13 protein-coding genes and 1 pseudogene are annotated in these 12,825 nt (G+C 38.7%); 5 read left to right on the top strand and 9 right to left on the bottom strand.

The features are described from left to right. Positions 1-66 precede the first annotated feature (66 nt). Complete coding sequence (locus tag NSS75_RS03255) at positions 67-939, bottom strand: YitT family protein (RefSeq protein WP_024120347.1); 873 nt, start codon at positions 937-939, stop codon at positions 67-69. Positions 940-1,321: 382 nt separating this feature from the next. Between NSS75_RS03255 and NSS75_RS03250 the strand changes: the two genes are divergently transcribed. Then, positions 1,322-1,651 (top strand): winged helix-turn-helix transcriptional regulator, encoded by a 330-nt coding sequence (locus NSS75_RS03250; RefSeq protein WP_024120346.1) that lies wholly within the window; start codon positions 1,322-1,324, stop codon positions 1,649-1,651. Positions 1,652-1,734: 83 nt separating this feature from the next. Further along, a complete protein-coding gene (locus NSS75_RS03245) occupies positions 1,735-2,307 on the top strand; it encodes an alpha/beta hydrolase (protein ID WP_339235900.1) in 573 nt (190 codons plus the stop codon). Between the two features lie 59 nt (positions 2,308-2,366). Here NSS75_RS03245 and NSS75_RS03240 read toward each other — a convergent pair. Together NSS75_RS03240 and NSS75_RS03235 are read right to left on the bottom strand one after the other, a co-directional pair. Further along, positions 2,367-2,787 (bottom strand): annotated as a pseudogene (locus NSS75_RS03240) (MaoC family dehydratase). A gap of 262 nt (positions 2,788-3,049) precedes the next feature. Next, a complete protein-coding gene (locus NSS75_RS03235) occupies positions 3,050-4,441 on the bottom strand; it encodes a PLP-dependent aminotransferase family protein (protein ID WP_268498531.1) in 1,392 nt (463 codons plus the stop codon). A gap of 152 nt (positions 4,442-4,593) precedes the next feature. Here NSS75_RS03235 and NSS75_RS03230 point away from each other — a divergent pair, with 152 nt between their 5' ends. Further along, on the top strand, positions 4,594-5,457 hold the full coding sequence (locus tag NSS75_RS03230) for a DMT family transporter (RefSeq protein WP_268545317.1): 864 nt from the start codon (positions 4,594-4,596) through the stop codon (positions 5,455-5,457). A gap of 442 nt (positions 5,458-5,899) precedes the next feature. On the opposite strand, the gene NSS75_RS03225 is transcribed toward NSS75_RS03230, so the two are convergent. From NSS75_RS03225 to NSS75_RS03205, 5 genes are all read right to left on the bottom strand, one after another. Continuing rightward, complete coding sequence (locus tag NSS75_RS03225) at positions 5,900-6,469, bottom strand: flavin reductase family protein (protein WP_339235893.1); 570 nt, start codon at positions 6,467-6,469, stop codon at positions 5,900-5,902. 570 nt (positions 6,470-7,039) lie between these two features. Further along, positions 7,040-7,885, bottom strand: a complete 846-nt coding sequence (locus NSS75_RS03220) for a MerR family DNA-binding transcriptional regulator (RefSeq protein ID WP_095714165.1) — start codon at positions 7,883-7,885, stop codon at positions 7,040-7,042. A gap of 577 nt (positions 7,886-8,462) precedes the next feature. Then, positions 8,463-9,080 (bottom strand): FMN-binding negative transcriptional regulator, encoded by a 618-nt coding sequence (locus tag NSS75_RS03215; protein WP_268498529.1) that lies wholly within the window; start codon positions 9,078-9,080, stop codon positions 8,463-8,465. A 23-nt stretch (positions 9,081-9,103) separates the two neighbouring features. Then, positions 9,104-9,628 carry a GNAT family N-acetyltransferase gene (locus tag NSS75_RS03210; RefSeq protein WP_268498528.1) on the bottom strand — a complete coding sequence of 175 codons (525 nt, stop codon included), beginning with the start codon at positions 9,626-9,628 and terminating at the stop codon, positions 9,104-9,106. Between the two features lie 19 nt (positions 9,629-9,647). Then, on the bottom strand, positions 9,648-10,100 hold the full coding sequence (locus NSS75_RS03205; RefSeq protein ID WP_103671974.1) for a MarR family transcriptional regulator: 453 nt from the start codon (positions 10,098-10,100) through the stop codon (positions 9,648-9,650). A gap of 114 nt (positions 10,101-10,214) precedes the next feature. On the opposite strand from NSS75_RS03205, the gene NSS75_RS03200 reads away from it, so the two are divergent. Together NSS75_RS03200 and NSS75_RS03195 are read left to right on the top strand one after the other, a co-directional pair. Beyond that, positions 10,215-10,859 (top strand): YitT family protein, encoded by a 645-nt coding sequence (locus NSS75_RS03200; RefSeq protein ID WP_339235887.1) that lies wholly within the window; start codon positions 10,215-10,217, stop codon positions 10,857-10,859. A 332-nt stretch (positions 10,860-11,191) separates the two neighbouring features. Further along, the gene (locus NSS75_RS03195; protein ID WP_339235884.1) at positions 11,192-11,893 is read left to right on the top strand and encodes a hypothetical protein; all 702 of its coding nucleotides are present in this window, start codon (positions 11,192-11,194) and stop codon (positions 11,891-11,893) included. A 209-nt stretch (positions 11,894-12,102) separates the two neighbouring features. Here NSS75_RS03195 and NSS75_RS03190 read toward each other — a convergent pair whose 3' ends face one another. Continuing rightward, positions 12,103-12,696 (bottom strand): YdeI family protein, encoded by a 594-nt coding sequence (locus NSS75_RS03190; RefSeq protein WP_339235881.1) that lies wholly within the window; start codon positions 12,694-12,696, stop codon positions 12,103-12,105. Between the last annotated feature and the right edge of the window lie 129 nt (positions 12,697-12,825).

Genomic DNA, 12,825 nt, shown 5'->3' with positions numbered 1-12,825 from the left:
AAAATTTCTGAGACTTATCATTTTAAAAGCGGTATCTCGCTTTTGGGTTAGAAGTTGTGTTTTTCTCTAATGACTCGTATGTCTTCTAAAATTACTGCCCTTCACTTCAGCTACGTCATATACGGTAACAAAGGCATTTTTATCAATTTCATTAATAATTTCCTTTAGTTTTGTTTCTTCCAGGCGGTTGATGACACATGTGATTTCTTTAAATTTCTCGTGGGAAAAACCGCCATAAGCTTCTTTATAGGTAGCACTTCGACCTAACTGATCACGTATTGTCTCTACCATTAATTCAGGCTGGGTTGAAATAATTTGAAAGGTTTTAGAACCACTTAAGCCTTCCTCAACGATATGTATAACTTTAGACGCAATGTAGTAAGCAATGACTGACAGTAATGCCCCTTGTAAGCCAAATACAATGGATACAAAAATAAACACAAAAAGGTTTAAGAATAAAATGAGATCGCTCGTTCCAAATGGCAATTTTCGAGATAGCAGCACAGCGAGCATATCAATTCCATCCAATGCGCCGCCGTTACGTAACGCTAACCCCATTCCCAATCCAAGGATAATCCCGCCAACAACGGTTATTAACAGGGTATCCCCCTCTATGATGGCTGGCGTGTGGTGGAAAAACATTGTACCAGCGGCAAGTGATACGATTCCGATAATGGATAATAATGCAAAGTCTTTCCCGATTTGTTTATATCCTAACCAGACAAATGGGATATTTAAAGCTGCGATAAGGACCCCTAATGGCAAATCAAATAGCTGTGAACCAACGATACTAAGGCCTGTCACCCCTCCATCAGACACACTGTTTGGAATCAATACGGTTTCCAGTCCATATGCCGCTATAATTCCTCCAATAATAACCATTATGACTTGCAGAATCATTTTCGCTTTAAATTTTTTATGTTTTTTGACTGTATACATACCATTCCTCATTTCTCAAATATTTCGTTATATTTAACTATACCATAATAGATATTTTCAGCTAAAAACATCGTTTTTTTCAAATAAAGTAATTAACAGTAAGATAACCCTCTTTGACTTGGAACATTCAATTTGCCGTGCCGTCTGTCGAACAAATCGCCCTTTCAGTTCAGATCGTGAATCAGGTCACAAATATCATTTGATGCAAGCTCTGACAGATTATGCTTCAACCCTGGCCAATAACTAGCAAGATCCTTGGTTTCATGTTCGCAGCCGAGAGAACGTGAGCCGCCTCAGATTTACCCGCCAGGCCCCTCAAACTTCAACACCGAAATTCCTGATTTATTCTGTTATTATACTTTAAAAAGGAGGTTTGATTACAATGAATAGCCTGTGCCGCAGTAAACAAGCCCCATTTGAATACACCTTATCTCTTATAGGGGGCAAATGGAAAATGAGAATTCTCTATGAGTTAGGGTGTGAAAAAACGATGAGATACGGCGAGCTGAAAAGGGCTATGCCCTTCATCACCCATAAAATGTTAAGCGCACAGCTTAAGGAATTACAAACTGACGGCCTTATTCATCGGTCTGAGGTCTCTCAAGTCCCACTGAAAGTAGAGTATTCGTTATCTGACAGAGGGCGATCTTTGTATCCCCTCATAGATGAAATGTGTAAGTGGGGAAGGGCACAAGGAATGCCTCATATGTAAAAGCTACTTACAAAAAAGTGCGTACTTGTTTCCCAATGAGAGGAATTTTATACTGAATGAAAATACTTCGTTTGGAGGAAAAAATGACAAAACAAGTCTATATCATTCATGGCTACAGAGCCTCCTCAACAAATCATTGGTTCCCTTGGCTGAAAAAACGTCTGCTCGCAGATGGGGTCCAAGCAGACATTTTAAACATGCCTCATCCGCTCGAGCCAAGACTTGAGGATTGGCTGGATACACTCTCTTTTTATCAACACACTTTAGATGAAAATACGTATTTGGTTGCGCACAGCCTAGGGTGCCCCGCCATTTTAAGATTTTTGGAACATATTCAATTACGAAAACAGCTTGGCGGAATCATACTGGTTTCCGGCTTTTCCAAATCATTGCCCACTTTAAAGATGTTAGATGAATTTACACAGGGATCGTTTGATCATCAAAAAATCATCGAGACCGCGAAGCACCGCGCTGTCATTGCTTCTAAGAACGACCAAATTGTTCCATTTTCATGGAGCAAGGAGCTGGCACAACAAATTGACGCTGCGTTATACGAAGTCCAGCACGGGGGTCATTTTTTAGAAAATGAGGGTTTTACTTCTTTGCCTATTGTTTATGATGTGTTAACCTCTTATTTTTCAAAAGAAACTCGCTAAAGTCTTTCACACATCAGCTTATTCAATCGAGCCCGCTTTAGGAAAGCGGGCTTTCTGAGTTATTGCTTCATCAATACCGATAACTCACCTTCAAATACTTTTTCTTCTTTTTGATTATAAGCAGATAACAATACAGTGAGGATTCCCAATTCATTTCTCTTTGGCTGCTTATCAAGCACCTCAACGATTGTATGCAGTTCATCATCTGGAAAAACGGGTTTTATGAATGTAATATGATTCATTTCTGTTCCAGCTATCACATCGTCTCCATACAAACCTTCTTCAATCCAAAGTTTAAAAGAAATGGCCAGTGTTTGTGTGCCAGGAGCGATAATTCCATTAAATCTGCCCTTATTCGCTTTTTCTTCATCTACATGCATATATTGAGGGTCCACTTGCAAACCGCATAATATCATCTTTTGTTAATGTTAAAGATTTCGTTTTGAATACCTGACCGATTGTAAACTCATCTAACTTCATTCTTACACCTCTATTTTGTCATTTGTGTACTTGTTTATTGTAGCACTGACATGAGCAAATAAAAAAATCTCACTTAAAGCTTCATCAATTGCCTATCATCTGAAGTATTTGATGCTGAAGAAGGTTCATATAGGAGTATCCAGTCAAAAAGCATTCAAAACTTATCAGGAGCGGGAGACTGAGGGCCACTTATATCTTCAGTATTTTCATTCATAGCTGGGGATATTTTAAAAGCCATCATCTCCTAATGACTCCTGACCTCTCATATCCTCCAAGCAGCTTTCAGCTTTTTTATGCCTTCTCGTATGTCAACTTCAGAAACCCCTGCAAATCCCAGTGAGACCGTTTTTGCAGGAGGATGTTTTTTATAAGAAAGAGAAACCGGATAAATTTTCACTCCATATTCCTTTGCCTTCTCAATTAACTCTTTTTCACTGAATGGCAAGAAAACGTCTAGTAAGATACGAAGTCCAGAATTTTCCCCGCGAATCCTGACGTGTTTTCCTAATTCCTTTTGCACAGTCTCTAATAAAATGGCCCTTTTTTTTCGATATAGCTTTCTCATTCTGTTGATGTGTTTTTGCCACTCTCCATTTTTTATAAATTGAGCCAGCGTCAGCTGACTGTGGCAGGACACTGTTTGCTTATATAAAGAAGTGATGTCATGGCCTTTTTTTAAAAGAGGCGAAGGGAGAATCATATAGCTGATACGCAGCGAAGGAAGAAGAGATTTCGAAAAGGTGCCCATATAAATGACACGGTTATGCTGGTCAAGCCCTTGCAAGGATGGGACCGGCTGTCCTGTGTATCTGAATTCCCCGTCATAATCGTCCTCTATGATGAATGATTGATTTTCTGCCGCCCATTTGAGAAGCTGCATTCTTCTGTTAATCGTCATGATTGTTCCCAGCGTAAATTGATGAGAAGGTGTGACATATACAAGGTGTGGCTGCTGTTCTTTGATCTTTTGTATACAAATCCCTTCATCGTCGACCGGTATAGGAACGATCTTCATACGATTGGCTTCAAAAATCTTCCGAGCTCTTGGATAACCCGGATCCTCATATCCTATGAAAATATCCGGTTCAAAAACCTGGCACAAGATTTGCAGAAGAAAAGGGTTTCCGGCACCTATGATCACTTGTTCAGGGACACAATGAACTCCACGTGATTGATACAGATACTCTGCAATAAGTGTTCTCAGCTCAAGCTCCCCTAAAGCATTTCCTGGCCGATAAAGCTCGTGGCCATATTGGTCTAAACTATTGACCATACTTTTTCGCCAAGCGGAAAAAGGGAAGTGAGAAGAATCTACATTTCCATAGTGAAAATCAATCCATTGTTCATTTTCTTGCGCTTTTTTTCTCGCTGGTGATGTGCTAAGCATTTTACTATGGACAAAATCAGCATCATTATAATCAGCAAACCATCCGCTTCTTGGCTTGCTCACAATATAGCCTTCAGCAGCAAGCTGTTCATAGGCACGTTCTACAGTCGTGTGACTGATGGAAAGCTGACTCGCCAGGAGCCTCTTTGATGGCAGTTTCATTCCTTTTCGAATACGCCCCTGATGCATGTTTTCTTTGAAATACTGATAAAGCTGCTGATAAAGCGGAATATCCAGATTTCTATTTAAAAAAGGTGTGATATCCATTTGCGCGTTTCCCCTAACTGGTATGCAATTTTTTAAGAAAACTGGCTGTTTTTAAAAGGTCAATTACAGTTTATAGTCATTGTAATCCTTAGATACTGGTTTTGTTAAGAACATCCAGATCATGAAAAAGAAATATATTTGGAGTGATTGCAATGAACAAAACAACAAATGGCTGGATAAATGGTTTTATAGGTGTACTCATTTTCAGCGGATCGCTGCCTGCGACCCGCTTGGCTGTGGCGGACTTCGATCCGTTGTTCCTCACCGTATGCCGCGCAGCGATAGCTGGTGTATTGGCCGGAGCGCTCCTTCTCATCTTCCGGCAGCAGCGACCTGCCAAAGGTGACATAACTGCGCTATTGGTGGTAGCGTTCGGCGTGGTGGTCGGTTTCCCATTGCTGACAGCCTTGGCGCTTCAGTATGTCACATCCGCCCATGCCATTGTTTTCATTGGGCTTCTTCCGCTCGCGACAGCGATCTTCGGCGTACTGCGCGGAGGGGAACGCCCCCGGCCAGCTTTCTGGATTTTCTCCGCTGCAGGCAGCTTACTAGTAGCAGGATTCGCCCTCATCCAAGGCGGAGAATCTTCCTCGGTCGGCGACGCGTACATGCTGGCTTCTATCGTCGTATGCGGGCTCGGTTATGCAGAAGGGGCCCGGCACTCACGGCGCCTGGGAAACTGGCAGGTGATCTCTTGGGCTCTCGTTCTGTCGCTTCCTCTTATGCTGCCATTGTCATTCTATTTTACGCCAGACTCATGGTCGGGCGTCGGCGTTCCTGCACTGCTCAGTCTTGCGTATGTATCCTTATTCAGCATGCTGATTGGCTTCGTGTTCTGGTATCGTGGTCTCGCACAAGGCGGTATTGCGGCGGTTGGACAGCTGCAGCTTCTCCAGCCCTTCTTTGGACTGCTGCTTGCCTCAGTGATTCTGCACGAGAAAGTGGGCTGGGCACTCGTAGCAGTGAATATCGCCGTTATATTGTGCGTGGCAGCTGCTCGGCGATTCGCAAAGTAAGATAGACTCTTCAAAAACGGGGAAAACCTTTGTTTATTCCATTTCACTTTAACGAGTGAAACAAAAAGAAAAAAACTGCAAAACTAAAGAGAACATTAAAAAATACCAGGGGTCTACAACCCTTGGTATCTTTGATGCGGCCGAGAGACTTGAACCTTCATGGATTATTCACCTACTAGACCCCTAAATCAAAGCTGATTTTCTTTACACTCCGTATATTCACTTTCCCATCATTTCTATATGTTTATATGAAATGCGATTTAAAAAATGGAGTCGGTAACGGGTATTTAATCAGTAAAATACGTTTACTGTTACGTCATTTATTGCTTCATCACCTCATCTAAAAGCATATATTGAGGGTCAATTTCTATCGCAAACCGCACATAGTGGTGTTATGAGCATGTATGCCACGTAACAATGAAGGTGGGGGAACCTGAATGTTTCAATCAGTTTTGGAATCAAATGCGTGCTGACGTTCCTCTGCTTTACTATTTAATATTCGGTAGCTGGACTTTCCAATATGAAGCGGAATATCCAACTTTTCTAAATTTGGCATTCCATTTCTTAAGAAAAGCTCTTTATCTCGATATCTCTGTAAAACTTCTCCCACAATCCACTCTTGATCGCCCAAAGTGGACATACTGTGTACTTTACACTCATAAGCAAAATATGCATCATTTAAAATCGGTATCTCAGCTTTTAATCCTTCTTCGTATTGAATATTAAATTCTTCAAACTTATTGATATCTCTGCCACTATGGGTGCCTAAAGCTTGAATTAATTCCGAACATCTCCCTGGAAGAAAATTCACACCGAAAACACCACTTTTCTCAATCATTTTGTACGTATATGTCTCTTTGTTTACTGATATCCCATACATTCCTGGAGAAGATCCGATATACGTATGCCACCCGGAAGCCATTGCGTTTTTTTCGCCTTCATATTGAGCCGTAACTACAGCTACCATTCCAGGGTAGGCGTACCAAATTGGTTCATCTATCGGTGCTCTCATATTCATCGCTCCTTTTTTCAGATTCATTTTTTATTAGGATTTTAGATACGATAAAACGTGTTTCAACGTAAAGCTAAAGCAGCACGTACAGCTCTAATATGATTCACTGCATTGTTAAGAGAAATTTATCTTCCTTCACTACAGCCAGTAGCGATAATAATGAATCAACCCATAACAAAGCAGTATCTCCATCGTATGTTTCGTTTAAGGATGCAAAAGGAGCAAGTTCTGCACCTCGCCGCCAAGAACGATAATACGATCAAGCCTGTGCTTATGAATTAAGCTTTTGGCAGTTCAAGCTCGCTTTAATAAAACACTCCTACCAACAATCCCCTGCTCTTTTTCAAGGCTCGCACCAAAATCGACAGGCACTTCTTCAAATGGACCTTTCGTTTTAAGGTGCAAGCCAGTTAATAAATGGGCTCTCAGTACATGACGGTTGGTTTCCGCCTTGCCATTGCGTCACGAGTAACCGAAGCATCTTGTCATCTTATACATCCTCCCTTTCAAATATTCATAAGAAGATGCACAAATCATAAACCCTATAGCAACTATAGGGTCAAGAATTAGTTATTTTTTTAGCACTCTTAATTCTGTAAGGAAGTTTTCTTCTCTTAATGAGTGAAAGTCGATTGGAAGAGAAACTTGATATACTTTTCCATCTGTTTGGATGCCATGAGATTCAATATATTGATAAAGCTTACGATAATATTCATCATAATTTTTTGCAGACCAATCAAATGCGATACATACATATTCACCGGACGGGATCGTGTCTAGCGTTATGTTTTTTTCTCCTATGTCTATCTCTTTTCCATTGCGAACAGTCGTATAAATACTGTTGCAATAAATTTCACGAGAATCCTTATAGGGCTTGAAAGCATAAATGAATCCATAATAGTTATCTACTACATCTCCTATTTTTTCTACAACATCAGCCAGCTTTCTGTAATACAAATCTGATTGATGATGAGGATTAACTTGAGGCGTCTCCACTTTTATTATTGTTTGTTCATCTATATAACGAAAATAAACGAAACCTTCATCTTTTTTATTGCATATGTCTACTTGTTCATTAAGCTGATTCCTTCTTCTATGAAGTAATTGCCGGGCACGTTCGAGTTTTTCCATTTCTTGCACAATCATGTTTTCTTGCTCCTCAAGAAAGTGTTGCATATGTTCAGGGGTACAAGTATTTGAGCTGAAACGCTTGATTTCTTCCAGAGGTGTTCTAATATATTTTAGATACTTGATAATATCTAAATAAAAGAACTGTTTCACATGGTAATATCGATAGCCATTATCCTGATCTGTATAATGAGGCTTGAAAACTCCGATCCTATCATAATAGCGCAATGTTTGAATTGAAATGTTATTGAGACGGGCTGTTTCTCCAATTGTAAAATATTCCTTCATCCATTATCATCCTTTCTATCTGTTAGCTCTTTAGAAAATCTTTCATTTGTTAACGAGAATAAATCAATCACATTTTCCAAAACGATTAAAGAAAACATCAGCTAAGTAACGTACAAAACAGGGGGAAGCATTTGTTCCCCACTGTTTTGTTTCTTTTGTTTGCAACTTGACCTACTAACCTGACGATTACTGCCATTACTAGTGTCACTTGTACAACCTTTCGAAATATTAAAAGAAGCTGCTATGCGTAAAGTGCATAAAAAAATAATACCAAAGGCAGTTAAACCCTTGGTATCATTGGGATGCGGCCGAGATGACTTGAACCTTCACGGGTTATTCACTAACAAGCCCTCATTCTGAAAGCTTATTTTCATTACACTCCGTATATTCATTTTCCGTCATTTCTATAAGTTTTTATGAATTGTGATTAGAAAACCGAAAGAGCCCACCAGAAGCCTCTGATAAAAACAGCAAGTGGTCCTTGAACTTTCACACAAGTTGAAGGCTCTGCAGAATCAAAAATTTGAGAAGTACCACGCATTCATCCAAAGTTCGGCTAATAAAAGTGGACTGATATTTAATCTTTTAATCTTTTTTCCATCAGTTCTGCCATTTGTTTCGAATTTGGATTTCCTTCATGTCGTAATTGATCAATGATATTCATATAATCCTTTTCATTTCGGTTCTGACTTAATTTATATGAAGCATGAATTTCTTCCACCTTCATCTTAAATCCGACAATACCTTTCAGCTGGCTTTCTAAGAGCTGAGGAGAAAGCTTATCCCATAAAACAGGACTTTCACGGTTCTTCTCGTATTTTTGCAGCAACATTGTCAGGTCATGTTTTAACTCTTCTTCGTTCAAAATGCTGGCTGTACCGTATACATGTACGGCTTGATAGTTCCACGTTGGGACATTTTCCTTTTCATACCAAGAGGAAGAGATATAAGCGTGCGGTCCCTGAAACATAACAAGCACATCTTCACAGGTTTCAAATGTTCTCCATTGAGGATTCCCATAAGCAATATGCCCCGTTATATAGTAAGTATCTCCCTCTTTCATTAACTGCAATGGCAAATGAGTTGCAATTGGTTTCCCTTGTGCTGTTGTGATAATTGTGCCAAATGAGTTGTTTTGAACAAAGTCCCAAATGTCATCTACATTTGTAACCTTATAGTATTTTGGAATATACATATAAACCCGCCTTTCATAAAAAGTTATACGAGTGTTTTGATCATGATAAAGTCTATTTGTTCTTCATCACCCATATAAAAAGAGTGGGCTCCAGTTTGAACAAACCCCATTTTCTCATAAAAAGCAATAGCATTTTCATTTTTTTCCCATACGCCTAGCCAGATTTTCTTTTTATTAGATTCCAGCGCAATTTCCACAGCTTTATTGAACAGATATTTACCAAGGCCATGTTTTTGAAATTTGTTCTTGATATAAATCCTCTCGATTTCTAGTGATTCATCACCCATTTCTTCAGACTGAGCCTCATTGGTATTGACCTTTAAATATCCAGCGACTTCATGATTAAAATAAACAAAAAAGAATTGTGAAGAGATATTAGATAATTCCTTTTCCAACTGGTTAGAATGAAACGCACTTTCCAAATAAGCTTTCATATTTTCAGGTGAATTCTGGTCTTTGAATGTATCATTGAATGTTTCAATACTTATTTCTTGGAGTATTTTTAAATCTTCATGGCTGCACTTTTTTAGTTTTACACTCTTGCTCATATATGCTCCTTTTATAAAATTAATAATCTCTCTTGTTCCCTTTTTTTACATACTCCCAGTCAACTTCTACATTTTTTCTCATTCTTTGAAGAAGGTGAAAAATGGTTTCTGCTTCTTTTTCAGAAAATCCTGCTAATGCAACACTATTCGAATGATCATTTTCTCTTTTTATAACGGGAAACACATCTTTCCCTTTTTCTGTTGGAAAGAGTTTTTTTATCTTTTTGTTACGTTCATCATCCATCTTTTCAATAAAACCGTTTATTTCGAGTTTTTTTATCGCACGAGCTGCGGTTGTTCGGTCTACTTTAATCATTTCAGCTAACTTTTCTTGAATGATTCCTGGGTTTTCACATATTCGGACAAGGTACAAATACTGCCCTTTTGTGAGGTTATATTCTTTAAATTCTATATTGCTTATCGAATCTAATGCCCTGGCAATCATTCCGATTTCGCGAAGAATTTCCTTCATCATGACCTCCTTAGTGCATACCTTTGTTGCAAATACAACAAAAATGACTTATATTGAATATATCTTAACTTTGTTGTATTTGCAATAAAAATAATGAAAAAGAGGTCGAGTAAAGTGAAATATACTTTTTATGTATTAGGAATTTTCATTTTAACTCTTGGTATTTCCTTCACTATCCAATCAGACCTTGGAACTTCACCCTTTGATGCAGTTGTGGTAGGACTGTCTAAAAATGTGGGGCTTACAGTGGGAAGCTGGGAAATCATAATAGCGTTCATATTGATATGCTGTAATTCAATTTTAAATAGACAAAGACCGGAAGTTTTGGGGATGTTAACAGCATTTATAACGGGGATTGGGATTGATATGTGGCTTTTTTTATTGCACAATTTGATAACACCTGACCTATGGTTCAGCAAAGTGATTTGTTTTGGAATCGGCTTAGTCGTTATAGGATTAGGAACTGCAACCTATTTGCACACAAATTTTGCACCAATTCCAGTTGACCGATTAACATTAATCATTAAAGACTTAACTAGAACAAATATCTTTTTTTCGAGAACGTTCATTTATGTCGTATTCTTGATAGTTGCAATGATTTTAAATGGACCAATTGGCGTCGGGACTTTGTTAACCGTTTGTTTAGGAGGAATAATCCTTAATGCCTTTATGCCATTTACAGAACAAATATTAGACCGCATATTCACACACTCTAGTACATCACCACATGATGACAAAAATAAAAAGCATTCAATATAGTCTGCTTCATGTAAAGGGACAGTGTTGACACAAATATGATAGGTGATTCCTCATGAAATCCACCCGTATACAGTGTGGCCATCATTTCAAAAAGCTGTCTAGATTTATTCGATTGAGCTAACATTCGTTACCTCTCCTTAAACAATTTTTTCGAACTTTCATATCTATTCCATGGTAATATTTAGATATAACTAACTGAAAGGATTGGACAATGATGGGATTTGAAGCTAAGTCTTTGTTATCTGAAGCTGAAAACCGAAAAAAAGATTATAAAAAACTGATTAAGCTAAGAAAAGCATGTAAGGCTGTTGATAATGGTGAGGGATGAAATAATGAAGAAACTGAGAAATATTTTTTATTGCAATGTTGTCCTGATGCTGCTCGTCTTATTGCTCGTTGGATGTACGGGCGGTAAGGAAGAAAAATCAAATAATGATTCTGCAATACAATCTGAAGAAAATAATAAAAAGACTGAAGATAGCAATCAAATAGCTAAGGATGAATCAGAGGCAACAACAGGATCAAAAGAATCCGTAACAAAGAATTCAAATGAAAATACTTCAAAAGAATCCTCAACGGATGAATCAAAAGAAACCTCTTCAGAAGGAGCAAAAAACGAGGCGAACAGCGAAAAAGACAATGTATTGGCGGAATATTCTTCTGAGCAAATCGAATATGCCAGAGTTTGGTTGCAGCTTGGAGCAAATCAAGAGATAGATGAACTGAATGTTCGACATATTTCGGCTGGCGAACCAATCAATCCGAATGATGACACCAGTGCTGGCTATCCGGAAGATGTTATCCAGTTAGCAGGCTCTCGTTTAGTGGATGGATCAGTAACTTATAGCGGTAATGGCGATGGCAACATTAAAGTATACAATGTTCCTTTACGCTGGGATTCCTCTGATGATGTAAGTAAAGGCGTAATGCGGGACGTGACTGAGGATATAATAAAAAATGCAAAAACAGTGCACGTTGATACAGGAGACAGTGAAAAAATAAAACGCCTCATTGACATAATGGCTATTCATTAATCAGTAATCGTTTTATTCTAACGAAAATGCCAAACAAAATAAGGGACGGTTCTTTCATGCATTGAACCGCCCCTCTGTATTTTTTTCTGACACAAGAAATACCAAGGGACTCATAATTCTTGGTATCACGGTTGCCTTCACCCTTCAATGCTTCTTTCATGACAGTTTCATAGAAATTCACTTAGCAAAATGCCTTCCTGACGAATATACTAATCCTTTAATCCCTTTCCATCGAGAATTTTCTTCATATATTTTTCAACCCTTGACTCTCGAGTTTTGGATTGTTTGGCTTGAGAAAAATAAAGAATGTATGCTCTTTGCCGTCCCGGGGTCAATGCTTCAAAAGCCGTTTTCAAGGCAGGGATTTCATCGAATTTATGTTGAAGTTCTTCTGGAATGATGTATTCCGTATTCTTTTTAACATTCACTTCCAAACCGGCTTTTTCAACTTCAATGGCTTCATTAATATAAGCTTTCAAGATGGGTTCCATTTCAGCTATTTCCTGAACATTGGTGAACCGAATTTGGCGCGCCGCCTGTACATTCTCCGTTTGTTGGATGAGAATCCCATGAGGATCCTGTAACAAGGCGCCTTTGTGAAACAGAAGCGCACAATATTCTTTAAATCCATGTATTAAAACGACGTTTTTTTTAATAAACGTATAACAAGGATGCATCCACTTAAAATCTTCAGTCAGCTCACAGTCAAGAACGATATTTCTCAACCGCTCATATTCTTCCTTCCACTTTTCAGCTTTACTTACAAATTCATCAACGTTAGGATTCATACTACTATTTGTCATCAGGACCCCCTCTTTTCCAAACAGTTTGCTTTTTCATTACGTTAGATTCACCGGTTTAATCGGCTCTTCGCCCATCACGCTCTTGATTTTTCTTCATCCCCTTCCCCTTAATTGGTATTTTTGACATCA

The organism is Bacillus sp. FSL K6-1012 (genome assembly GCF_037964915.1).
GTDB lineage: Bacteria > Bacillota > Bacilli > Bacillales > Bacillaceae > Bacillus > Bacillus halotolerans.
This window is presented reverse-complemented; position numbering and strand designations above follow the sequence as displayed.